At 69.9% G+C, this 21683-nt stretch carries 22 protein-coding genes and 4 pseudogenes; 15 read left to right on the top strand and 11 right to left on the bottom strand.

The window, feature by feature from the left end; translation table 11 throughout:
• On the bottom strand, window positions 1-200 hold a 200-nt coding region (locus tag ACFWU6_RS31565; protein WP_383984660.1), incomplete at its 3' end, for a transposase.
• Window positions 201-487: 287 nt separating this feature from the next.
• Window positions 488-901 carry a hypothetical protein gene (locus tag ACFWU6_RS31560; protein ID WP_383984657.1) on the bottom strand — a complete coding sequence of 138 codons (414 nt, stop codon included), beginning with the start codon at window positions 899-901 and terminating at the stop codon, window positions 488-490.
• Window positions 902-948: 47 nt separating this feature from the next.
• Between ACFWU6_RS31560 and ACFWU6_RS31555 the strand changes: the two genes are divergently transcribed.
• Window positions 949-1188: a hypothetical protein gene (locus ACFWU6_RS31555; RefSeq protein ID WP_383984654.1), complete on the top strand. Its 240-nt coding sequence runs from the start codon at window positions 949-951 to the stop codon at window positions 1186-1188.
• Window positions 1189-1579: 391 nt separating this feature from the next.
• Here ACFWU6_RS31555 and ACFWU6_RS31550 read toward each other — a convergent pair whose 3' ends face one another.
• On the bottom strand, window positions 1580-2056 hold the full coding sequence (locus ACFWU6_RS31550; protein WP_383984651.1) for a MarR family winged helix-turn-helix transcriptional regulator: 477 nt from the start codon (window positions 2054-2056) through the stop codon (window positions 1580-1582).
• Between the two features lie 87 nt (window positions 2057-2143).
• Between ACFWU6_RS31550 and ACFWU6_RS31545 the strand changes: the two genes are divergently transcribed.
• The 4 genes from ACFWU6_RS31545 (at window position 2144) to ACFWU6_RS31530 (ending at window position 5283) form a co-directional block, all read left to right on the top strand.
• Window positions 2144-3034 (top strand): alpha/beta fold hydrolase, encoded by an 891-nt coding sequence (locus ACFWU6_RS31545; RefSeq protein WP_383984648.1) that lies wholly within the window; start codon window positions 2144-2146, stop codon window positions 3032-3034.
• Window positions 3035-3622: 588 nt separating this feature from the next.
• Window positions 3623-3949: an STAS domain-containing protein gene (locus ACFWU6_RS31540; protein WP_383805587.1), complete on the top strand. Its 327-nt coding sequence runs from the start codon at window positions 3623-3625 to the stop codon at window positions 3947-3949.
• 101 nt (window positions 3950-4050) lie between these two features.
• Window positions 4051-4494: an STAS domain-containing protein gene (locus ACFWU6_RS31535; RefSeq protein WP_383984663.1), complete on the top strand. Its 444-nt coding sequence runs from the start codon at window positions 4051-4053 to the stop codon at window positions 4492-4494.
• 294 nt (window positions 4495-4788) lie between these two features.
• Complete coding sequence (locus tag ACFWU6_RS31530; RefSeq protein WP_383984645.1) at window positions 4789-5283, top strand: DUF4240 domain-containing protein; 495 nt, start codon at window positions 4789-4791, stop codon at window positions 5281-5283.
• A 240-nt stretch (window positions 5284-5523) separates the two neighbouring features.
• Here ACFWU6_RS31530 and ACFWU6_RS31525 read toward each other — a convergent pair.
• A pseudogene (locus tag ACFWU6_RS31525) lies at window positions 5524-5958 on the bottom strand (transposase); the annotation flags it as partial.
• Between the two features lie 41 nt (window positions 5959-5999).
• Here ACFWU6_RS31525 and ACFWU6_RS31520 point away from each other — a divergent pair.
• Window positions 6000-6529 (top strand): annotated as a pseudogene (locus ACFWU6_RS31520) (IS5 family transposase); the annotation flags it as partial.
• Here the strand turns inward: ACFWU6_RS31520 and ACFWU6_RS31515 are convergent.
• A complete protein-coding gene (locus ACFWU6_RS31515; RefSeq protein WP_383984642.1) occupies window positions 6489-7481 on the bottom strand; it encodes an IS481 family transposase in 993 nt (330 codons plus the stop codon). The pseudogene ACFWU6_RS31520 and the gene ACFWU6_RS31515 overlap by 41 nt on opposite strands.
• 150 nt (window positions 7482-7631) lie before the next feature.
• Here ACFWU6_RS31515 and ACFWU6_RS31510 point away from each other — a divergent pair, with 150 nt between their 5' ends.
• Window positions 7632-8633 carry a hypothetical protein gene (locus tag ACFWU6_RS31510; RefSeq protein WP_383984639.1) on the top strand — a complete coding sequence of 334 codons (1002 nt, stop codon included), beginning with the start codon at window positions 7632-7634 and terminating at the stop codon, window positions 8631-8633.
• A gap of 138 nt (window positions 8634-8771) precedes the next feature.
• Here ACFWU6_RS31510 and ACFWU6_RS31505 read toward each other — a convergent pair whose 3' ends face one another.
• Window positions 8772-10583, bottom strand: coding sequence for a PspA/IM30 family protein (locus tag ACFWU6_RS31505; RefSeq protein ID WP_383984636.1), 1812 nt, complete (start codon window positions 10581-10583; stop codon window positions 8772-8774).
• Between the two features lie 210 nt (window positions 10584-10793).
• Window positions 10794-10925 (bottom strand): annotated as a pseudogene (locus ACFWU6_RS31500) (helicase associated domain-containing protein); the annotation flags it as partial.
• Between the two features lie 305 nt (window positions 10926-11230).
• On the opposite strand from ACFWU6_RS31500, the pseudogene ACFWU6_RS31495 reads away from it, so the two are divergent.
• The 4 genes and pseudogenes from ACFWU6_RS31495 (at window position 11231) to ACFWU6_RS31480 (ending at window position 15062) form a co-directional block, all read left to right on the top strand.
• Window positions 11231-12104, top strand: a pseudogene (locus ACFWU6_RS31495) (IS5 family transposase).
• Window positions 12105-12154: 50 nt separating this feature from the next.
• On the top strand, window positions 12155-12454 hold the full coding sequence (locus tag ACFWU6_RS31490) for a hypothetical protein (protein WP_383984633.1): 300 nt from the start codon (window positions 12155-12157) through the stop codon (window positions 12452-12454).
• A 585-nt stretch (window positions 12455-13039) separates the two neighbouring features.
• Window positions 13040-13588, top strand: coding sequence for a DUF4352 domain-containing protein (locus tag ACFWU6_RS31485; RefSeq protein WP_383984630.1), 549 nt, complete (start codon window positions 13040-13042; stop codon window positions 13586-13588).
• A 493-nt stretch (window positions 13589-14081) separates the two neighbouring features.
• Window positions 14082-15062 carry an L-threonylcarbamoyladenylate synthase gene (locus tag ACFWU6_RS31480; RefSeq protein WP_383984627.1) on the top strand — a complete coding sequence of 327 codons (981 nt, stop codon included), beginning with the start codon at window positions 14082-14084 and terminating at the stop codon, window positions 15060-15062.
• Between the two features lie 19 nt (window positions 15063-15081).
• Here the strand turns inward: ACFWU6_RS31480 and ACFWU6_RS31475 are convergent, their stop codons facing one another.
• Complete coding sequence (locus tag ACFWU6_RS31475; protein WP_383984624.1) at window positions 15082-15717, bottom strand: carbonic anhydrase; 636 nt, start codon at window positions 15715-15717, stop codon at window positions 15082-15084.
• Between the two features lie 349 nt (window positions 15718-16066).
• Between ACFWU6_RS31475 and ACFWU6_RS31470 the strand changes: the two genes are divergently transcribed.
• Window positions 16067-16291: a hypothetical protein gene (locus ACFWU6_RS31470; RefSeq protein WP_383984621.1), complete on the top strand. Its 225-nt coding sequence runs from the start codon at window positions 16067-16069 to the stop codon at window positions 16289-16291.
• 360 nt (window positions 16292-16651) lie between these two features.
• Here the strand turns inward: ACFWU6_RS31470 and ACFWU6_RS31465 are convergent, their stop codons facing one another.
• On the bottom strand, window positions 16652-16936 hold the full coding sequence (locus ACFWU6_RS31465) for a chaplin (RefSeq protein ID WP_383984618.1): 285 nt from the start codon (window positions 16934-16936) through the stop codon (window positions 16652-16654).
• Window positions 16937-17404: 468 nt separating this feature from the next.
• On the opposite strand from ACFWU6_RS31465, the gene ACFWU6_RS31460 reads away from it, so the two are divergent.
• Window positions 17405-17773, top strand: coding sequence for a hypothetical protein (locus ACFWU6_RS31460; protein WP_383984615.1), 369 nt, complete (start codon window positions 17405-17407; stop codon window positions 17771-17773).
• Between the two features lie 465 nt (window positions 17774-18238).
• Here ACFWU6_RS31460 and ACFWU6_RS31455 read toward each other — a convergent pair whose 3' ends face one another.
• Complete coding sequence (locus tag ACFWU6_RS31455) at window positions 18239-18454, bottom strand: hypothetical protein (RefSeq protein ID WP_383984612.1); 216 nt, start codon at window positions 18452-18454, stop codon at window positions 18239-18241.
• 463 nt (window positions 18455-18917) lie between these two features.
• Here ACFWU6_RS31455 and ACFWU6_RS31450 point away from each other — a divergent pair, with 463 nt between their 5' ends.
• Window positions 18918-19439 (top strand): hypothetical protein, encoded by a 522-nt coding sequence (locus ACFWU6_RS31450; protein WP_383984609.1) that lies wholly within the window; start codon window positions 18918-18920, stop codon window positions 19437-19439.
• 455 nt (window positions 19440-19894) lie between these two features.
• Here ACFWU6_RS31450 and ACFWU6_RS31445 read toward each other — a convergent pair whose 3' ends face one another.
• A complete protein-coding gene (locus ACFWU6_RS31445) occupies window positions 19895-20845 on the bottom strand; it encodes an anti-sigma factor antagonist (RefSeq protein ID WP_383984606.1) in 951 nt (316 codons plus the stop codon).
• Window positions 20846-20962: 117 nt separating this feature from the next.
• Between ACFWU6_RS31445 and ACFWU6_RS31440 the strand changes: the two genes are divergently transcribed.
• Entirely contained in the window at window positions 20963-21160 is a 198-nt protein-coding gene (locus tag ACFWU6_RS31440; RefSeq protein ID WP_383984603.1) for a hypothetical protein, read from the top strand.
• Window positions 21161-21683 lie beyond the last annotated feature (523 nt).

Below are 21683 nucleotides of genomic sequence, written 5' to 3'. Positions count from 1 at the left end.
CCCGAAGGGCCGAACGATGCCGTGGGCAGCTGCTGCCAGGTGCAACCCGACGTCGCGACGAACACGATCGCGGCCAGGACTTCACGGTCGCCGTGCCGGCGCCGTCCCCCGCCTTGGGGACGCGACGGCGCCTCCGGCACCACCCGCTGGAACAGCACCCACAACTCATCCGGCACCAGCCGCTCAATGATCCCCACCATGACCGACAGCCTACCCGCGAAGCCCAAATGAGATGACTTCTTAGGCAGGGGCGGGCGTGTACCACCGGGGAGCAGCCCGCTCCCGGCCCGGCGTCCACGTCCTCCAGGACGGCAGCGCCCACCGAACGCAGGTGCTGCTGACGCAGGTGCTGCTCACCCTCTCCATGAGCGGTCCTACGCCACCAGACGGATGCTGCCGCAGGCTGAACCTCCCTACGCCGGAGTCCCCGCGGAAGGTCCTGTCGGGGGCTCCGGCGCATGCGCCGGCTGCGGAGATTGGCTAATCGTCAGCTGGCCGGCCCGGGCAGCCATGCGGTGGTTCCAGGCCGGTCGAGGGTTTTGAGTCGACGCCATGTGAAGACCCAGTCATCGATGTTGGCGATGCCGCAGGCTCGGAGAAAGGCGGTGCAGCGGTCGAATGCCGGCAGCTTCGTACCATTGAGCATGTCACTTACGGTGCTGCGCTTGAGCTGGCCGTTACTGACAGCCTCCAACCTGCGATAGGAGGGTTCACCGGCCCAGACGTGAACAGCCGTGAGAGCCGCGATGAAGTCCATCGCCGTCTGGATCGGCAACGGGTCGGGGCGTCCGTACTGCGGCATCGGCTCCCTGCTGTAGGTGGCGTGGGTGCCGGTTGTCTGGGTTGCGTGAACCGGGGACGGATTGTGGACGGTGACGTTCTGCGCCCCCGTGATGACCACGCCGCCGTCGCCAGCACTGGCGGCCGAGGCGGGGCCGCGGACATCAAGTGACCGCCGGTGTCCACCAGGCCGTGGTGGCCAACGCGGCCCGGACGAAGGCGGAGGGCACCGACCGCTGGGCCGACCTCCTTCGTACGACGATGCCCGAAGGCCTGGTCCGCGACGCGATCCTCGCCTCCCCGGCCTGGCCGGACATCGCGGCCGACATGGGCCGCCTCGACGCCCGCGGTGTCGACGTCGCCCGGATCCTCCTCGACGCGCACGCCGCCGGAGCCGGGGTCGACTAGGCCGTCGCCGCTGTCCTCACCGCCGCCGCGGCACCCGCTGCGCCCGCTCCGGCGGCGACCCCCGCCCCCGCCCGCACCTCCGCCGCCGCGCCCGCGTCAGCTCCGGCTGACGCCCGTGTGCCCGCCCCCGCTGCCGCGCCGACTGCCGCACCCGCCCCCGCTGCCGCGCCGACTGCCGCACCCGCTCCTGCTGCGGTGCTGGTGCGGGAGGCCGTCGATCCGTGGGCCGCCCGCGAGTACGGACGCGAAGCGGTCCTGGGGTCCGTTGGCCGAGGGCCTGAACGTGCCTCGGTACCTGGACCTCGGCGACCGCAAGAAGGCCCTGGAGCAGCTCGGCGGTGGACGCTGTCGGACCGGGGCCGGACCGCTGCCTGGGGCCGGCTGCTGGCCGCTAGCGCAGTTCCTGTCCCGCTGCCCAGCCCGGAGCGTCGAGGTTGATGGGCGAGTCGCCGACGAAGTGGGCGAGCTGCGTTTCCAGCTCGGCGAGTTCGGCGGCGCCCAGACGCACTTCCCAGCGGGCCCGCACCTCGTCGAAGATCGCCGTGCTCTCGGTGATCAGCCCGATCCCGTGATCGGTGATCCGGATGTTCTTGCGGCGGATGTCGGCGGGGTCGGTCTCGGTGGTGACGTACCCGCGTTCGACGAGCGCGGCGATCGTCTTCGCCGCGGCCTGCTTGGTGATGGCGAGTCTGCGGGCCAGGTCCGAGGCGCTGTCGGCGCCGGCTCGGATGGCCCGGATCGCGTACTCGTGCGACGGCCGGGCGTCGGGGTATCCCCGGGTCGCCAGCTCCCGGACCACTTCGTCCACCAGATTGCGGTAGCTGCCCAGGAGCAGCAGGGCGAGATCGGCGCCGGATCGTGAGGACATGACCACAGTCTAGATCTTCCCTTGACCTGGACAACCAGGTTGACCAATACTGTAGTCAACCTGGTTGTCCATCTTGGGAGTCATCGCATGACCAGCGCTTTCGTGACCGCCTCGCCCGCCGTGGCGGGCGTCACGCACCACACCGCCGACGTCAACGGCACCACGTTGCACTACGTCTCGGCGGGCGACACCGGCTCCCCGGTCCTGCTGGTGCACGGGTGGCCGGAGTCCTGGTGGGCCTTCCGCGACGTCATCCCGCTGCTCGCCGCCACCCACCGGGTGTTCGGCGTCGACCTGCGCGGCTTCGGCGACTCCGGCATCGCCGACGGAGACCACGACTTGGCCACCATGGCGGAGGACCTGCACCGGCTGGTCGCCCACCTCGGCGTCGGGCCCGTGCACGTGACCTGCCAGGACATCAGCGGCGGGCCGGTCTTCGCGTTCGCGGCCACGCACCCCGGCGACGTCCTCAGCTTCACCGGCGTCGAGACCACCCTTCCGGGGTACGGCTGGGAGATGCTGGCCGACGTGAGGAACGGCGGCTCCTGGCACGTGGGATTCCTGGCCGCCCCGGGAATTCCGGAGCTGTTCCTGGCCGGCCGCGAGCGAGCGATGCTCGACTGGGCCGTCTCGGTGATGACGATGGTGCCGGGCGGGGTCACCGAGGCCGACCTCGACGAGTTCGCCCGCACCTACGCGCGGCCGGGCGGCTGGCGCGGCACCGAGGGGCTCTACCGTTCCTCCCTGACCGGCGGCGACCGGATGCGGCAACTGGCCGAGTCGCGGCCGCTGACCGTTCCCGTGCTCGCCGTCGACGGCATCAACACCCCCTTCACCGAGCGGACGATGCGCCAGGTCGCCAGCGACGTCACCGCGGTCACGATCCCGGACGTCGGGCATTTCGTCGCGCAGGAGGCGCCCGCCGCCTTCGCCACCGCGGTCGGCGACTTCGTCGACCGCGTCGACCGGAGCCACTGAACGGCCGAGTCCCTGCACCGCCGCCCTCCGTGCCCTCTCCGGCCTGCCGCTGACGCGGCCTCGAGCCGGGGCAGCGCCGTTGCCTCCCGAATACGTGCTGCCGGAGTGGGCAACTCCCGCGCCGACACCGCGTGTTTCAACCGCGGATACGCCGTCCGCTCGATCGGCTCCACGAACCACGGGCGGGCGGGGGAGCTGCCGGAGCTCGAGCGGATCGTCCTCTTCGGCGTCGCCGGACTCCCCGGCCAGCAGTACCCACCACCGGGCCACGATTACCCGCGCCCATGATCGCCCCGCACGCCGGCCCCCGCCGCCGTACGCCGCGGTCGCTCGGCGCGCCGGCCGTTCCGCTGCGCCGTCGTGTGCCCGCCTCGGCGTCCGGGCCTGCCCGCCCGCTTCGTACGTGGCAGCGGGCTCGGGTTGGGCGGCATGCCGGTACAGCGCCGCCGGGCGGGCCCCGCTCCGCCCGGGCGCAGTCGGAGAGCCTGATTTTCTGACCTGCGACAACCTGCGTTGTCCGCGCCGGTATGTTGTCCGCGGGTGGCGGCGCCGCAGGGGCGCCGCAGGCAGATGTTGGGGAGTGCGCAGGTGGAGCAACAGGTCCGGGTCCCCGATGAGGACGGTGTCCGCGTCATCGTCTGCACGGGCGACTTCAACCAGGACACCCTGGGCCCCCTCGACCAGGCCTGCACAGCCGCTGTAGACGCCCCCGGCGTACGGCGCATCGTCCTGGACGTCACCCAGGTCGGCTTTGCCGACTCCTCCATGCTCAACCTGATCATCCGCATCCTGCGCACCGGCCGCCTGGTCATGGCCGGCCCCGTTCCCCCGCAGCTGGGATGGCTCCTGGACCTCACCCAGGTCCGCGCCGTGCTTCCCACCGCTGACGGCATCGAGGCAGCGCGCGCCCTGTAGAGGGGAGCCGGTGCCCGCCCGGCCGCCGGTCCGCTCTCGCCCCGGCCCCCGGCCCCGCCCTCCGGCCACGCCGGCACCGCCCCGCCGCGTTCGCCCCTGGCCTGGCCCGGCCCGGCCCGGCCCGGCCCGGCCCGTCCCGCTCCGCGTTCGGCCGGCCCGGCCCCGCTCGGCGTTCGCCAAGCTCCGCGCCGCTCCGCGCTCACCCCGGCCCCTGCTGCGCCCCCGCTCCGGCTCCCGGCTCCGGCGCCGCTTTCTGCGCCGCTCCGCGTCCGCGACCGGGCCGCGCCGCGGCCCGCCCAAGCCACCGCCACCTGCTCCTGGACCTTGAAGCCGTCACCTTCTGCGACTCCTCCGGTTTCAACGCCCTGATCGGCATCTACCGCTGCGCGAAGGAAGCGGAGGGCAGTGTGACCCTGGCCGCCGTTCCTGACCGGCTCGAGCGGCTGCTGAACCTCACGGGCCTGAGCACCCTGCTGCCCGCCTACCCCACCACAGCCCAGGCCCTCAACGCCCATGACCTCAGTCGGAACACAGCCATCGCGTAATCCCATGAGGTGCCCGCCGCAGACGACGGCGGCAACCCCGGCCGTACGGGACGACACGAGCGAGACGTGGACAGCCGTACCAGCGCCCTCAGCGCCGTAAATGGCGAGCTCCAGGGCATCAAGGGGAAGCTTCATCATGTGGGTTGTGTCTGGTTCTGCCCAACCACCCGCTTTCGGAGAATTCGCCGTATGAGGGTGGTTGAGTTGTGTGCCAGTGGTGTTGCCACGCTGGCTGACCGGTGTGCGCCATCCAGCTGAGCGGTGTTGTCAGTCCCGGCTGCCAGAGTGGCGGGCATGGACCTCGACACCTTCTGGCAGATCATCAGCGACACCCGCGCCGACACCGCGGACGAGAGCGAGCGCGCGGACGCGCTCACTGAGCACCTCGTAGGGCTGACACCCGGTGAGATCGCAGACTTCGACCGGCACTACGAGGAGCAGAAGGTCCGGTCCTGCACCTGGTTGCTCTGGGGCGCGGGTTACCTGGTCAAGGGTGGCTGCAGCGAAGACGGCTTCGACTACTTCCGCGACTGGCTGATAGGCGCCGGCCGCACTCTGTTCGAGCAGGCCCTCGCCGACCCGGACAGCCTGGCCGAACTGCTCTCCCCCGACCAGGGGGAGCTGGAGGCCGGAGACTTGGGCTACGCGGCGGGTCAGGCCTACCAGCAGAGCACTGGCGAGGAGCTCCCCGATAACGGCATCACCTTCGGCAGCCCGACCGGCGAGCCATGGGAGGACGACGACCTGGCCGCCCTCCTCCCGCGCCTGTCAGCTCGCTTCGCGGAGTAGCGCCTCCGAGGCGGAGGTAGAGGCAGCGGTGCCGCCCAGCGGCGGTTGACCACGGCCGCCGCGGTGAGCACGACCGCTGCCACGACTAGCCTCGCCGTTTCGGTTGGAGTGATGAGACGTCGCTGATCGTCTGCTGTCAGGTGGGCGAGGTGACTTCGTTGCTTGAGCATGGCGGGGTCCCGGCGCGGGGGTCGGGTTCTCCAAGGTCTTTCGGGTCGTGGGCGGTCAGGGGTTCACTGGTCAGCCGGCGGGACGGGGCAGTGCGGCAAGGCGGTGGAAAGCCGTAGCCAGTTCGTGTCTCCAGGGCCAGGTCTGCGATATCCGCAAGCGCAGTCGCCGACCGCCCCGGGTGAGGCGGGCGGCGACGTGCAGCAGCTGGTAGCGGAGCTTCTTCGGCTCGCCAGCCGCCAGCTCCCCGTCCAACAGCAGGACGCGCATCCAGGCCAGCAGGTCGATCGCCGCGAGGCTGAGTTCGAGCCAGGCCGCGTTGATGGTGAAGTGGCGGGAGGGGAAGCGGCCGAAGCCGGTGGTCTTGCCGCACCGGATGTGGTCCTCGACGGTGGCATGCCCGCGGTGACGGACCTCCAGGAACTGGGCGGAGCCACCACCGGAGTAGGGAGTGTCGGTGAGAAGCACCTGGTGCCGCAGGCCCTCGTCCTGGTCGAACAGGGACAGCTAGGCCGTTTCTTACCGATCATCTGATCGTTGGTTGATGTGTGTCGTTGACTGACGCGCAGTGGGCGCGGATCGAGCCGTTGCTGCCGGACCGGACACCTCGGCGGGGTGGTCGGTGGCGGGACCATCGCCTGGTGATCGACGCGATCGCGTTCAAGTACCGCACGGGCACTCCGTGGATGGACCTGCCCGAGCGGTTCGGTTCATGGAAAGGTGCCCACAGCCGGCTGCGGATGTGGGCGATCGACGGCACGTGGGAGCGCGTCTTCGCTGCCCTGCTCGCCCAGGCCGACACGGAGGAGGACCTGGACTGGGTCGTCTCGGTGGACTCCACCATCGTCCGTGCCCATCAGCACGCCGCCGGGGGCCGCCAAAAAGGGCTCCGGCCGGCGAGCCGCACGACCATGCCCTTGGCCGGTCCCGCGGCGGACTGACGACGAAGATCCACCTCGCGGCCGACGGCCGGTGCCGGCCACTCGCGTTCGTCCTCACCCCGGGCCAGGCCGGTGACGCCCCCGCCTTCCCGCAGGTCATGGCCGCGATCCGGGTGGGCCGTCCGAAGGGCAGGCCCAGGTGTATTGCCCAGTGAGGTTGGGGACGCGGCTGGCGGGTGGTTTGCCTGCGAGTGCGGTGTGTCCGCGGTGGTGATTGTAGATGTGCAGCCACTGCGGGAACGCGTCGCGTCGTTCCTGTTCTGAGCGGTAGGGGCGGGCGTAGGCCCACTCGTCCAGGAGGGTGCGGTTGAGGCGTTCGACCTTGCCGTTGGTCTGGGGCCGGTAGGGCCGGGTTCGCTTGTGGGTGACCCCGGCCGCGGCCAGCGTGTCGCGCCAGAGGTGGGACTTGTAGCAGGAGCCGTTGTCGGTCAGGACGCGTTCGACGGTGATCCCGACGCTGGTGAAGTAGGCCTGTGCCCGTTCCCAGAAACCGGTGGCGGTCTCCTTCTTCTCGTCGGTGTGGATCTCCGAGTAGGCGAGGCGGGAGTGGTCGTCGACGGCGGTGTGGATGTACTGGTAGCCGGCGCCGGACTTCTTCTTGCGGCCCGCCGGGCGACCGAGGACCTTGTGGCCGCCGCCGTCGGGGATGCTGCCGAGCTTCTTGATGTCCACGTGGACCAGTTCGCCGGGCTTCTCGCGTTCGTAGCGGCGTATGACGGTGCCGGTGGCCCGGTCCAGGTGGGTGAGGCGGGCGATCCGGTAGCGGGTCAGGACCCGGTGCACGGTCGAGGCCGGGATACGCAGGAGTCCGGAGATGCGGGCCGGTCCCCAGCGTCGCAGGACGCGGATCTTGATGATCCGGCGTTCGGTGCGGGTGGGGGTCCGGCGCGGGCTGTGGTGCGGGCGGGAGGACCGGTCGGCCATCCCGGCCTCGCCGAGCATCCGGTACCGGTCCGCCCACCGCTGGGCGGTGGTGGGCGAGACCTGGAAGCGTTCGGCTGCCCGGCGGTAGGTCCAGCCGTCCTCGACCACACAGCGGGCCAGCCGCAGACGTCCGGTCTCGGTCAGGGGTGCACTACGGTGGGGCACGAGGGCCTTTCGGTCGGTGTAGACGTCGCAATCCACACCGAACCCGGAAGGCCCTCACCCGTTCAAGAAGCCGTAGCCGAGACCTGCGTCACCCGTCCACAAGCTCCCTGGACAGAACACCTAGGGGTGTTCCTGCCGCAGAGGGGCCGCATGACCGCCGGAGTCCACCAGGCCGTGGTGGCCAACGTGGCCCGGACGAAGGTGGAAGGCACCGACCGATGCGCCGACCTCCTGAAGGCGACGATGCCCGAAGGCGTGGTCCGCGACGCGATCCTCGCCTCCCCGGCCTGGCCGGACATCGCCGCCGACATGGGCCGGCTCGACGTCCGCGGTATCGACGTCGCCCGGATCCTCGTGGACGCGCACGCCGCCGGGGCCGGCGTCGACCAGGCCGTCGCCGCCGTCACCACTGCGGCGGCCGCCAAGGCACCCGCGTCCGCACCGGCGGCGACCGCCACTCCTGCCCCCGCCCCTGCCCCCGCCCCCGAGCCCGCTCCGGCTCCGGCTCCGGCTGACGCCCGTGTGCCCGCACCCGCCGCTGCGCCCGGCACCGCTCCCGCTTCTGCTGCGGCGCCGCCGGGGCGGGAGGCCGTCGATCCGTGGGCGCCGCCCGCGAGTACGGATGCGAAGCGCTCCTGGGGCCCGCTGACCGAGGGCCTGGCCGTGCCCCGGGACCTGGACCTCGGCGACCGCGCGAAGGCGCTGGAGCAGCTCGGCGTCAACCGGCTCGCGCACGCCGCGATCGTCGGCGTCGTCAAGGACGTCCTCCCCGAGGCAGAAGCGGGCCTCCTGGTCGGCTCCCGCCAGTGGCCCCTGCTCGCCCACCGCATGGACCGGATCTGCGACCAGGGCGGCACCGGTCTCCTCGCCGCGCACCTGGCCCGCCTCGGCGAGAACACCACCTGGAAGGACGGCCCGTCCTCCACCACGGTCGGGCGTCTCGTGGACGCGACCCTGCACGCCCTGACGACACCGCCCTCCACCCCGGCCGCACCCGCGTCCCGGGTCCGCGTCTCCCCGACGGCTGCCCGTTCCCGCTCCACCACCACGCCCGCCGCTGCGGCACCCGGCCAGCAGGCCCCGACGGAAGCCGCCGTCCCCGCCCACCGGCAGCAGGCCGCACCGGCCAGGGGCGCGGGACATGCACGGTGACGATGCCTACGGTCCCAAGAGGGAGACGGCCCCATGGCCCCGAGGTACGGGTGACCTGGAGGGGGCGTGATCGTTGGCACAAGGCGGCGCATCACGTCCGGTGGGCAGTGGACGGGTCTGCCGGACGACACCCCTGGGTCAGGGCTGGAAGGGCACCAGCAACTGCCCAGGTGTGGGCGGGGAGTAGGGGAGAAGGGACTGTTGTGCCCAGGCGCCGTCGAGGACAGCGACGCGGACCACGTACGGAGAGCCTGAAACGTGAGCGAATTGAGCGCCACGGATGGTCGTAGGGTCCGATTCCTGCCAGCCTTTGTAGAAGGCGTAGGTCATCACGTTTCCGGTTTCGCCAAACCAGAATTTGGAATAGCCGGGCTTGTCGGCGGGTTCGTAGGTGACCTTCCACAGGCCGCCGCCAGAGCCGTTCCAGGAGGTGGTGCCGGTTTCCCGGTCGTATGCGGCGACCAGTGGTTCGCACAGCATGATGTTGTCGAGGGTGGAGAAGTGGAGGCCGACCAGCACGTAGGGATCCTCGAAGATGAACTGGAAAGGCTGGTAGAACGCACCGTGCGATCCTCCCACGCCTTCGTAATGCTTGGTCAGGAGGTCCATGAAGCGGTAGGTGTTGCCGTCGGAGAACGTGGTGCGCTTCTCCACGGATTCCACGTTGTCGCTTCCGGCGACAGGGTGGCCCACACGGTAGAAGATGGGTTCCTCCACGCCGTCTCCCAGGACTACCTGGGTGAGGACTTCCCGGTTGTTGTCGACCAGCAGGAGACGGTCCGGCTTGGTCTCCGTGGTCGTCTCCATCAGAGGCTTGGGGTCGGTGAGGGAGTCACCGACGAGGGAGGCGTTCCACTCGGTCAGTCCGTACACGGAGGCCAGGGTGCGCGCGAAGGACGCCATCTGCTGCTCGACCCGTGACCGGAACAGCTCATCCTGCACGGCGTGGATTCCCAGAGCCTGACGGGCCTTGCCGAGCATGGCGTACCCCTGTGCCTGGACAGCCACCAGCCGCAGGAAGTACAGCGCCGCATCCTTGGGAACGATCTCCTCTTCGTGCTTGGCCAGCCGGCAGAAAACCTCCATCAACGGCTTGCCCAGCAGAGTGTCGCCCACCAGCACGCGATGCATCACATACAACGAGAACGGCAGCCCGCTGACCTCGTCAGCAGTGCTGAGAGCCCAGCTGCGCAGGCCGGCGGGATCGACGGCCACCGGCCCGGCAACCGCGCCTTCCCCGCCGGTGATACTGACCGGCACTTCCAGGGCCATGGTGCTGCTGTAGGCGACGCGGTACTCGTGCTCCGACATCAGCGTGATCACCGAACTCCAGTCGACTCGGTCGTGGAGTTCGGCCAGCTCGGCCAGCACGTCCTGCAGAAGCGACTCGATGTGCGCCAGCTGCGCCTGGACCTCTTCCAGCCCCTGGGCCAGAGCCGCGACCTGCTGCAAGGTGGTGGTGAACCAGGCGTTCATGTCCGACCACAGGCCGGCGACCTGATTCGACAGCTTGGCGATGTTCGCGTTGATCTCCGCCGCGAGCTGCTGCTGCTGGGCCATCATGGCCGCGAGCTGCTGCTTCAGTTCGGCCTGGTGCTCCCCGCTGGACTGCTCGATCTGGGCGATCAGGTCGGAGATCTGGTCCACCTGATCGGATACTCCGCCGATCTGCCCGGATACTCCGCCAATGCCCGTGAGCAGGTCGCCCTGCCCGGCCAGGATGGCCTCCAGCAACTCCGAATGGTTCGCCAGCAGGTCCTCGATGTCCATATCCGGACCTGTGCCGGCCCCCACGAGCCCCGCCACCAGGTCGATGATGCCGACCACCGTGCCGAAGTCGAACAGCCCCTGGACCTGCCCCCGTGAACTTTTGCTGAGCAGGGCGCGCCCCTGCGGCGTCTCCAAGAGTGCCCGGCCCGTAGTGCGCCGACCGACAACGATCTCGCTCAAGTGAATCTCTCCCTGGGTTTTCTGTTCCGGCGTGCTCCGCACACCTACCCAAGGAGGACGTAGAGTAACAGTTCGATTACAATGCGTGATGGGATTTCTGGCCGCTTTGCGGGTCCCGGATGACAGCACGAGACCCCGAGACCCCGAGACCACGTGCCCCAGGGGCACCTGTGCGCGGCTGACTGGTTCAACGGCCAGCCCCAGTGCCCTTCACGCCCACTCCACGCCCAGCTCCGTGAGGGCGGCGAGCTGTTCCTGGGTGAGCTTGTCCCGTCGGGTTTTGGTGTTGGAGACCCACACCCCGAGCTTTACGATCACTGGTTCCGTCTCGCCGTCGGCGGCCGGCCCCAGCCGAAGCCGCGGTACCCGCCACCGGCAGCAGGCCGCACCTGTCAGGGGAGCGGGGCGCGCACGGTGACGGCGCCGACTCCCCCATCCGGAAACGGCCGCCCCGGCCGCCGTGTTCGGGCGTGGACGGATCGTGTGAGGACGGGCCGGTGGGCTTTGACCGGCAGGGACCGGATCGGTGCGGAAGGCCTGCTGTTCACCGCCGGTCTGCAGGCGCCGAGCTGGAGAGCGGGGAACTTCGGCTCGGAGCAGGCGGAGTACGTCCGAAAGTGGATCTTTTTCGTTGATGATCACCTGCTGTGGGGCGTGGAGATCTAACGAACGGCCAGTGGGCCCGGCTTGAGCCGCTGCTGCCGCGGGGCATCAAGCCGGGTCGGCCGCAGGTGTGGACACGGCGGCAGCTGATAGACGGCATACGGTGGCGGACCCGAACCGGTGCTCCCTGGTGGGATGTGCCCGAGCGTTATGGGCCGTGGGACCGGGTCTATGACCTGTTCCGGCGCTGGCAGCGGGACGGCACCTGGGCCCGCATCCTGACCCAGCTCCAGGCCGAGGCCGACGCGAAGGGTCTGATCACCTGGGACATCAACGTCGACTCCACCGTCTGCCGGGCCCATCAGCACGCCGCCGGAGCGGCGAAAAAGGGGATCTCCAGAAGGAACCGCCCGGCGGGATCTTCGTCGAGCCGGCCGACCACGGCCTCGGACGCTCCCGTGGCGGACTGACCAGCAAGATCCACCTCGCGGTCGAGCAGGGGCAGAAGCCCCTGTCCGTCGTGATCACGGCCGGGCAGCGGGGCGACTCCCCGCAGTTCGAGCCGGTCCTGGAAGCCATCCGGGTTCCCCGGCTGGGTCTCGGCAGGCCACGCAAGCGCCCGGACCGAGTCCGGGCCGACAAGGCGTACGACTCCCGCCGCAATCGCTCCTACCTGCGCAGACGCGGGATCAAGTCCACCATCCCGGTTCCGGCGGACCGGGTCCGCAACCGCCTCAAGCGTGGATCGCGTGGCGGGCGGCCGCCGACGTTCGACAAGGACGACTACAAGCAGCGGCACGCGGTCGAGTGCGGGATCAACCGGCTCAAGCGCCACCGGGCCGTCGCCACGCGGTACGACAAACTCGCCGTCCGCTACGAAGCGACCGTGCTGTCGCAGCTATCAACGAATGGCTCTGACCTCTGTAAATGCTTCGGTGGCACCAGCTGTCGAGCAGTAGCGTGCCCCCATGGGGATCAGCGTTCAGGTTCGGACATTCACAGGCGCGGTCGAAGCCACGTGCGTACATCCATCCATCGCTGACCTGTGCAGACGGGCGGCGTGCCAGAACCTGCCCATGCTCGGACACGTCGATCCCTGCGACGACACCGTGTTCAACCGATCGCAGCTCAAAGTCCTCATCCCGGAACTCCGGGCCTTGGCGAACGGCTCAGCCGCCGAAGAAGCCGAGGCGGTGCACGAGATCCTTGCGCTGACCGCTCAAGTCGAGCGCAAGGCACACCGGTATCTCGTCTTCAACGGCGACTGACGACGCCACTTTCACAACAGGCCCCTAGGCGTGCCCACCAGCCACTCCAAGGCTGCCATCGGCTGGCTCGCGGAGAAGGCAGGCCGCCTCAAGCCCAACGGCCATCTCCTCTCCCGATCTCCGCTCAGCGACGTCCTGGAAAACGAGGCGATGCTCATGGGCGTACAGGGCAAGGCAGCCTGCTGGCGGACCCTGCGTGCCCTAGCCGAAACCGACACGCGCCTCTCCGAAAGCCATCTGGACGCCTTGCTAGAACGCGCTGAGCAGCAAAGCACGCCTGGAGAAACTGCGCGCCGCGGCGGCCGCCCGAACCTTGCACCCCCAGCCCTCCAGCACGACGCGGTAATCCCCCCAACGGCTCCCAGCCCACCTCCGCTATGCACTCGCACGGGGGCGCCTGACCGGGACGGGCGGTGGGAGCCGTACCGCTCTCGTCCACGGATGTGGTCCTGCTCCTCTGAGGCCGCATGCCCGCACTGGCTTTCGGCGTGCGCGCCCCGGTATGGCGGAGGATCGTGGAATGCGCCACTGGTCCGTGCTCTGCTGAGCCAGCCGGGAGATGCCATCCGCCATGCAATAGCCCTTATGTCGGCCGGGCTGATCGCTGGCGCGGCGGCCTGCGCCGGAGAGGCCACCGTGACGACCACGCCGGGAAGCGGCGCACCCGTCCAGGAAGCGGCACCTGCCGCACAGGAGCCAAGCCCCACACCATCGCCGCCTGCGACGGTAGGGTCCACCATCGACCTCACCGGAACTGGGGACGGTGAGAAGCTGGCGGTCACCCTGGTGAAGGTCGTCGACCCGGCCGGCGCGCAGAACGAGTTCGCCACCCCGGCGGCCGGCACACGATTCGTGGCCGTCCAGTTCCGTCTGAAGAACACCGGCACCGCTGTCTACAAAGACTCCCCCGGCAACGGGGCCAAGGTCGTGGACGCCCAAGGCCAGCAGTTCGACACGGCGTTCTACCCCAGCAACGCCGGGGCGAGCTTCCCCGGAAGCATCACCGTCGCACCGGGCGACACGGGACTGGGGTTCCTCACCTTCGAGGTGGCCAAAGCCTCCAAGATCACCAAAGTGCAGTTCTCGATGAACAGCGGATTCTCTCCGAATACCGGCCAGTGGAACGTGCCCTGACCACGCTGAACCGGGGGCTCGGCCGTCCGGCAGACGGGCGGCGATAAACCGGTGGTAGCGACGTTCGCTGCTCAGCCGCCGTCAGTCAGCTCACCTGAGGCTGACCAGTAGGCCCGCTGGCATACGAGTGGCGGGCGCCGCTCCGACGGTGTGGCGGGTACCCGAACGAGGGACATCGGGTGTGTTCTGGTCCGGCCTGGTCGCCCCGGAAAGGGCGGCTGCGGCTTACCGCCCCCCGCCCCCGGGGCTTGCCGTCACGTCGCCGGCCCCCGGGGCGGGGAGAGCGAGCCCCGAAGCGGGCTAATCCGACGCCACCCCACCTCGGGACCCTTCCGGGTCTTGCGCAGGTGGTGGCCCTGGCCGGCGCGGCCCCTGACGGTGGACCGCCGGCCCGGGGCGGCATGATGAGACCCGTAGGGCGTGCGTGGTCTTGTCGTCATCTGCTGGCGAGGTCATGGACGTGGGAGCGGAACAGGGACAGTGGAGTACTGCGATGGTGACGGCAACGAGCAGTGACATCGAGCAGGCGGCCGAGGTGCTGCGCGCCGGCGGTCTGGTGGCCCTTCCGACCGAGACCGTCTACGGTCTGGGCGCGAACGCCGAGGACCCTGCCGCCGTCGCGCGCATCTTCCAGGTGAAGGGGCGTCCGCCCTCCCACCCGCTGATCGTCCACATCGCCGCCGCGGAGCACCTGGACGACTGGGTCGAGACCGTGCCCGAGACTGCGCGTCTGCTGGCCGAACACTTCTGGCCGGGACCGCTGACCCTGGTCCTGCGGCGCGGCCACCGGGTGCCGCTGGAAGCGACGGGCGGGCTGGAGACGGTGGCCGTGCGCGTGCCCGACCACCCTGTCGCCCTCGCGCTGCTGTCGGCCTTCGGCGGCGGCGTCACGGCCCCGTCCGCCAACCGCTTCGGCTCGGTCAGCCCCACGACGGCCGACCATGTCCGTACGGAGCTTGGTGATGGCGTCGACTTGGTGCTTGACGGCGGCTCCTGCGAGGTGGGCGTCGAGTCGACCATCGTTGATGTCACGGGCGAGATCCCGAGCATCCTGCGGCCCGGCGGGGTGACGCGCGAGGACCTCGAAGCGGTGCTGGGGCGCTCGATCGCGGTGCCTTCGACGAGTCATGTCCGGGTGCCGGGCCAGCACCCGTCGCACTACGCGCCGCGTGCGCGGGTTGTCCTCGTCGAGCCGGAACAGGTCGTTGCCGAGGCCGAGCTCGCGCAGGGGCGGGGGCACACGGTCGGTGTGTTCGTGCCTGCCTCCTTCGCCGGCGTCCCGGTGAAGGCGCACGCCGTGGTGGCGGTCCCCGGTTCGATGGATGCCTACGCGTACGGCTTGTACGGGTTCTTGCGCGAGCTCGACCAGCAAGGGTGCGACCTCATCGTCGTGTCCCTGCCGGGCGAGGAGGGGCTGGGGCTGGCGATCGCCAACCGGCTTCGTCGGGCTGCGGGGCCCCGGCTTTCCCGGTGAGCGGCCGCAACCGAAACGGTCAGGACGCGGTGGGAACCGCCGCGTCGACGCCGCGGGTGGCAACGAGCTGTGCGCTGCCGTCGGCCAGCCGGTAGGACAGGCCCACCACTGCGAGGCGGCCGTCGGCGACCCGTTCGGCCAGGACGCGGGAGCGCTCCAGCAGCAGGTCCACGGTGTGCTCGATGTGCTCGGCCAGGATCTCCTCGGCCGTCTCGCGTCCGGCGGCGCGGGCTGCCAGCACGCTCGGGGTCACCCGTTCGACGACGTCCCGGACGAAGCCGCCTGGGGTCTGTCCGTCTTCCAGGGCGGAGCAGGCTGCGGCGACGGCGCCGCACGAGTCGTGGCCGAGGACGACGACCAGGGGCGCGTTGAGGACGCTCACGCCGAATTCGATGCTGCCGAGCACCTCCGTACCGGCGACATGCCCGGCAGTGCGGACCACGAACAGGTCGCCCAGGCCGCGGTCGAAGATGATCTCGGCGGCCAGCCGGGAGTCGGAGCATCCGAACAGCACGGCGAAGGGCTGCTGGGACGGTGCGGTCTCGGTGCGGCGGGCGGCGTCCTGGTTCGGGTGCTCGGCGGTGCCGGAAACGAAGCGCTGGTTGCCGGCCATGAGCAGCTCGAAGGCGTCGCGGGGCGTCTGGGTCTCAGTCATGGCCGCAGCCTACGAGGCGGCACCGGCCCTCGCTGCGACCGGTCCCGCCGGAAGGCACCCGGTCGGGCGACGCTGCCGGCCCCGGCATTACCCCCAGGCGCCGGGCGAGGGCGCCCTCGAGGCGGAACCTCAGCGCCGTCGCCGGATTGCTAGACGCCGGGCTCCTGGTCCGCGCAGGGGACAACACTGTCGTCTTGGCCGATGACGTCCGGTACGGCCTCTACCTCACCGACCCCGACGACGCCAGTCCCTACCTGGTTCTACTTCCGCACCCACTGGCCAACTATCTATCAGTCACACCGGGAACGGTGACTGGCTTTGACCCCGGTATGGGCCGCACCCTGGACACATGGACAGTGCCCCCGTCGTCGTGCACCCGCCGTTCCTGAGCGGCGGACGCCGGGTGACCATGCGCCGTCATGACCTCGAGGAGGTCCTTGGTGTGGCCTACTCCGACCATGACCTGGTGGTTTTCCTCGAAGCGGCTGGGGTGGTCTCCCCGGAGAACGTGCTGGAGGATCCGCAGCTGGTGCAGTGGAGGGGCGCAGGCGCGCACGAGTGGCGCGCCGCCTAAAGCGGACCTGGAGTACCGACGGCCCCCGCGCCGCGCGGCGCGGTCGGCTCTTGTCAGGAGTTCCAATAGCTGCTGGTCAGGGACCCGCCCCTCGTGGCTCCGCCCGCCGGTGTCTGCGCGCTGCGCTGCGGCGTTGTGCCGGGGGTGCATCAGGTTTCGCCGCGCCAGGCGCCGCTCTGGGTGCCGCTTGCTGATCCGCGCGCCCGCGCCAACACCAGGAGCCCGGCACGGAAATCGGCCTCCCCTTGGAGGATGGAGGGGGAGGCCGACTTCCGTGTTGGCTGTGCGTTGCGGCTGGTTTACATGGGGGACTGGGTGTGACGGCGCGCTGAGCGTGCCGGGTCCAGGGCCTGGGGCTTGTCAGTACTCGCCGTGCTGCTGGCCCTTGTAGTGCCCGTCCGAGCCGCCGTTGTTGATGCAGGTGTTGCCGAAGGCGGGGTTGAGGAGGCCTACGACGTTGACGGTGTTGCCGCAGATGTTGACGGGGATGTGGATGGGGACCTGGACGACGTTCCCGGACAGGACGCCGGGGGAGCCGATAGCGGCGCCTTCGGCGGTGGCGTCGGCGGCGGCCATACCGGCCCCGCCTGCCAGGACGGCACCAGCGGCGGCGGTCACGGTTACGGCCTTGGCGACACGGAACATCGAAATCTCCTTGCACTCACGATTGCCGGGGGAATCCAGCTCGGACGACGCACCCCACAACCGCCGGAGCGGCCCGCCCGTTACGGGTACTGGGCCGAATCGGTGACCTGACACCGGAGCGGCTGTCGAACCGCCCGTTCTCAGACGTCTCGTCCCGTCGTCCCTGCAGCCGGCCCCACTCCCCAGCCACTGCTTCGAGTGGCTTGTATGTGTCCAAGGCGGCGTCCGGTCGTAGTGCTAGGAGTCATTCCACCTGCCGTTCCAGCCGTTGCCCGCGCAGTGGCACAAGCGCACCGGTCACCGGAAAGGTGCAGGTCAGAACGCTTTAATGGTTGATTACGCAAGGTCTTCCTTATGCGACGTTTAATTTCCCGCCCCGGGTAGTCGTGCGGCGGGACAGCGTTGATCTTGGTGTGATCCCGACCTCTGGAGCGCACTGTGTGCTTCGCACAACGGATTGGAGCGGTCATGAGCACTGTGAACCCGTTCGGCACCCCCGGTGGTCACCGCGCGGACGGCGACGTTGCCGGACACGGGACACGGCGGCTGTCGACGGAGACGAAGTCGGCTCTGAAGACGACGGAGTTCTTCGCCTACATCACCTCTGTGGTCGCGGTCCTGATCGCTTCCATGGTCGTGGGCACCGACGAAGGACACGGCGACTGCTTCCGCGCCGACCAAGCGTGGCTGTACATCGTGATCCTCACCGTCGGCTACATGATCAGCCGCGGGCTGGCCAAGTCCGGCAGCCGTGTGACCACTACGACGGCTCCTGACACGCGGCCTGCCGGACGCCCAGCCCGCTTCACCACCGGACCGGGCCCGAGCCTTGGGTAGGTAGCGCCACAACAGGTGATCCCAAGCCGCCCGCGGCCCCGCCCCCACACAGCACAACGCGCCTGGCTGGCCTACCTCGCAAGGGTGGCCAGCAGGCGCGTTGTGCTGTGTCCGGGCGGCCTCCGGCAGGCCAGGTGATTCACCAGGCCGGAAACGAGAGCGTTACAACGTGCTCCTGGTGTGGCCGAGCTCGTCGCCAACGCGATCCGACACGCCGCCGGCCCCTGCGCCCTGCACCTGGAACTGCTGGACCACTCCATCGACGTCTGCGTCGCCGACCCCCGCCTCCCCAGCCCCGCACCCCCGTACGGATGGAACCAGCGGGTGGGGGGGTCCTGGTCAAGCGACTCGCTACCGGCATCCGCATCAAGCCGGTGCCGGAAGGCGGAAGACCATCTGCGCGGAGCTCCCCTGATAGCAGCTACTTGCCCTGCTTGTTCAGCTGCTGTCGACTCCGTCAGCCCATCAGCGGGACGGGTCCCATGCTACGGGTCCGGCGCCCCTCCACTCCCCGAAGTCCGGGTCGGTGAGGTCCACGTCATCGGCGTCCTCGAACCCGGCAGCGGCGAGGAAGACACGGATGTCGGCCGGGCGGTGCGCGACCCCGATGGCGACGCCGTCGTAGCGGACCCGGCGCCAGCCCTGGGCATCCGGCGGGTAGACGATCAGCTTGGCGGCCATGCGCCCAGCCTCCGCCCCGTTTGCTCCAGAAGCACCTGGCCACGTCTGAATGGATGACCCCCAAGTCGGCCGCAGACCTGACCGGCGTCGCCCAAAGGCACTACTGATACGGAGAAGGGCCCTCGCCGTGACCTGTCTCCTCCGGAAGGCCCCCCAGACCATCGGAGCCTGATGACGGGGCCGACGGGTCCGGGGCGCGGCATCACGCCCCGGACCCGACGGCTTCCCTCCCTCGGGGGTCCACTCCCACCCTCGCACCCGTTCCAGGCCCGGAGGGTGTGACCGGAGGGGAGTTGAGACGTCGAACACTTCTCTCAACGGCACGGGAGCCCTGTCCGTTGCGCACCCCGACCCACGCCACCAGCGTCACTCGAGCAGTGGCCACACAAAAGGCTCATTGACTCTGTGTATCCATTGTCTTACTCTCCGTAGAGCCGATATGGCCCGGAAAGTAAGGATCGCAATGCGAATCTCCCGTATCCGCTCAGCCGTCGTAGCAGGAGCTCTTACGGTTGGCGGCGCGTTCACCGCCCTCCCGCCCGCCGACGCCGCCGCCACGCCCGGATCCCTGCACGGCACCAAATCCGCGACCATGGCCAGGGCGAATGTCACCGTCATCACGGAAGTACAGAACGCAATGGACTATCCGGCATGGCTTTATATCGGAGAGAATAACTCCTGGTTCGGCCCAATCGACGCCCATAGCACAAAAACCAGCGACATTCGGGTTCCCTGGGTCGGCGACTCAGCCGAGATGGGGAAGAGCATCAGGGTCTATAAGGACGGTATTACCTGTCCACCTGGTGAACCTTGCCGCCCACACAAATTTCATCTCTACTACATCTTTCAGGATTACTGGCAGCCGAACGACCAGGTCAAGTACACCGGTACTGGCGTCTACGACGTCGCCCCGCCCGTATCTGGCCCCAGCACCGGTGGCGGCAATAAGCGTCTCATCATCGCCCCCGACAAGCCATACATGTAGAAATGCGATTAGCTTGACTCTGTTGGTGATCTTGGATGGGAGAGGTCAGGTGCCGAGGGTGCGCCAGGACTTTGAGCAGGGGGATCCCCTGCTGGTCCAAGAAGTAAGGCGGTGCAGAAAGTGGGTGCAAAGGTCGGTGCAGGCCGCATGGAGGTAGGCCTTGGCCTCCTTACTTCCCCTCGGCGCGGCCGTCTGGGACGGCGTCCGGGGGACAGCCACGAACGGACGCAGGCCCTGTTCGCCACTACCCCGGCCTGCTGCCCGCGCTCGAAGCTCTGATCGAGCCTCACACCCGGGGCCTGGCGAGTGCGAGCAAACACGAGCTGGCAGCAGGCCCGCAAGGCGCTGGCCGACGAACAGGTCGCTGCCAGCTGATCCGGGCGCGGCACCCACTGGGGGCGGCGCCATCATTGCAGCTGCGGTGGCCGCCTTTGCCTGGCGGCCACCGCGGGAGGTTACGCGGTGGCCGTGTCCTGGCTGCGGGTGTGTGCGACGAGGGCGTGGGCGGCGGTGGGGTGGACGGGCAGCAGGGTGTCGAGGCCGGTGAGGTTCAGCAGCCGCTCAAGGCGGTCGGGGACGGCGGCGAGGACCAGGGTGCCCTCGACGGTCTTGGCGCAGCGGAAGATGCCGACCAAGGCGTTGAAGCCGGAGGAGTCGCAGAAGGTGACGGCCCCGAGGTCCAGGATCAGGTGGCGGTGGCCTTGTTCGATCAGGGCCAGTGCCTGGGCGCGCAGGTGGGGGGCGGTGTCGATGTCGAGCTCCCCGGCAACGTGGGCCAGGGCGAGGTCGCCATCGGTGTGCTGTGCGGTGAGGCGGAAGTCGGTCACGGGCGTCTCTCCGGCGGGGGCGATGGTGTAGGCGGTGGCGGTCGCGCTGAGGCCGTCCGCGGCGTCAGCGAGGGGGACGGACAGGGCCAGCAGGGCGACGTCGTCACCGGCCCCGTGGGGCATGGCGTCGAGGAAGTCGACGGTGTCCCCTATAACCGCCGCCGCGCTGACAGACGCGGTGCGCGCGGACAGGAAACGGGTCAGGCCCTCCTCTCCGATCATTTCGCCACCAAGGGTGCGGACCTCTGTCAGCCCGTCGGTGTAGAGGAGCAGTCCTTCGCCTGGGGCGAGGTGGATGCTGTGGGAGGCGAAGTGTGCGCCTGCGATGGCGCCGATGAGCATGCCGCCCTTGGGCTGCACCGCTTCGACTGCCCCCTGGCCGCGCAGGTGGTAGGCCGGGGGGTGCCCGCCGGTGGCCACCGTGACGGTGAACCCTTCCTCCTCGTGCGGTTCAAGGACGCCGAAGACGGCGGTGCAGAACCGGCTGCCGACGGCCGCATCGAGGAGCAGCGCCGTGTTCAGCGAGGTGAGGACCACGTCGCGGGATGTACGGGCCCTGCGGCCGCGCGTTCTACGCACCCGCCGAAGGGGATCCCGCAGGACCGTTCCTGTGGCACGGCGACACACCCTGACGCACCCGCGTCCGCCTGTTCCCACTCCGTACGCCATCCGTACGCGATATGTACGGTTCGGAGGATGGGGGGCGCCGCTCCTCCCCCCCGCTCCTGCTTCGCCGGCCGGCCCCTGCTCCGCCCGGCCGCGATCGGGGAGAGCCCGGCCCCGAAGAAGGCCGCCACAAAGAAGGCCCCCATCAGGAAGTCCGCCGCGAAGAAGAGCTCGGCGGCGCCGGTCAAGAAGACGGTCGCGAAGCGGGAGCCGCCCCGGAGCGCCTGAATCCACGGAAGAGGGATCTCCAGGCCGCGCGACCTGCTTGTTCTTGCCGAGGGTCACGGGGCCGACGCGTAGGTCAAGCCGTGCAGGTCGACCGTGACAGTGGTGAGGTGCGGGTCAGGCTGCTTGCGTGACCTTGAGCGGGGCGAGGGCGGCCCCCGCCCTCCGGCCACCCCCGCCCCGCCCTCCGCTCGGCCCCGCCCTCCAGCCCGCCTGCGCCCGTCCTCTGGCCCCGCCCTCCAGCCCGCCTGCGCCTGTCCTCTGGCCCCGGCCTCCAGCCCGCCTGCGCCTGTCCTCTGGCCCCGGCCGCGCCGCGCCCCGGCCGCCCTACCGGCGCCGGGCCCCGGCGCGGCCGCCGCTGGCCGCCGGCCCGGGCCGTCGGGTGACCCGGCCGCGTGGGCCGGGACGCAGTCACGAACACCGCAACGCAGCTACCGGCCGGCGGCAGCCGGCGGGCGGGCACCGGACAGGTCCGCGCCGGGGCCGGGCCCTCGGCAGGGCGGCGGGGCGGCGGCCGGGGCCGGAC

The sequence above is a fragment of the Streptomyces sp. NPDC058674 genome (genome assembly GCF_042716505.1).
In the GTDB taxonomy this organism is placed as follows: domain Bacteria; phylum Actinomycetota; class Actinomycetes; order Streptomycetales; family Streptomycetaceae; genus Streptomyces.
The sequence above is the reverse complement of the archived record's forward strand: the minus strand, read 5'-3'. Positions and strand labels throughout refer to the sequence as shown.

Bases quoted from the DNA above. Each gene is read 5' to 3' on its own strand.
- ACFWU6_RS31455 (WP_383984612.1), bottom strand. From the start codon at position 18,454: ATGGCCGCCAAGCTGATCGTCTACCCGCCGGATGCCCAGGGCTGGCGC.
- ACFWU6_RS31460 (WP_383984615.1), top strand. From the start codon at position 17,405: ATGAGCACTGTGAACCCGTTCGGCACCCCCGGTGGTCACCGCGCGGAC.
- ACFWU6_RS31440 (WP_383984603.1), top strand. From the start codon at position 20,963: ATGGGGGGCGCCGCTCCTCCCCCCCGCTCCTGCTTCGCCGGCCGGCCC.
- ACFWU6_RS31465 (WP_383984618.1), bottom strand. From the start codon at position 16,936: ATGTTCCGTGTCGCCAAGGCCGTAACCGTGACCGCCGCCGCTGGTGCC.
- ACFWU6_RS31550 (WP_383984651.1), bottom strand. From the start codon at position 2,056: ATGTCCTCACGATCCGGCGCCGATCTCGCCCTGCTGCTCCTGGGCAGC.
- ACFWU6_RS31480 (WP_383984627.1), top strand. From the start codon at position 14,082: ATGGTGACGGCAACGAGCAGTGACATCGAGCAGGCGGCCGAGGTGCTG.
- ACFWU6_RS31475 (WP_383984624.1), bottom strand. From the start codon at position 15,717: ATGACTGAGACCCAGACGCCCCGCGACGCCTTCGAGCTGCTCATGGCC.
- ACFWU6_RS31470 (WP_383984621.1), top strand. From the start codon at position 16,067: ATGGACAGTGCCCCCGTCGTCGTGCACCCGCCGTTCCTGAGCGGCGGA.
- ACFWU6_RS31485 (WP_383984630.1), top strand. From the start codon at position 13,040: ATGTCGGCCGGGCTGATCGCTGGCGCGGCGGCCTGCGCCGGAGAGGCC.
- ACFWU6_RS31545 (WP_383984648.1), top strand. From the start codon at position 2,144: ATGACCAGCGCTTTCGTGACCGCCTCGCCCGCCGTGGCGGGCGTCACG.
- ACFWU6_RS31490 (WP_383984633.1), top strand. From the start codon at position 12,155: ATGGGGATCAGCGTTCAGGTTCGGACATTCACAGGCGCGGTCGAAGCC.
- ACFWU6_RS31530 (WP_383984645.1), top strand. From the start codon at position 4,789: ATGGACCTCGACACCTTCTGGCAGATCATCAGCGACACCCGCGCCGAC.
- ACFWU6_RS31450 (WP_383984609.1), top strand. From the start codon at position 18,918: ATGCGAATCTCCCGTATCCGCTCAGCCGTCGTAGCAGGAGCTCTTACG.
- ACFWU6_RS31510 (WP_383984639.1), top strand. From the start codon at position 7,632: ATGACCGCCGGAGTCCACCAGGCCGTGGTGGCCAACGTGGCCCGGACG.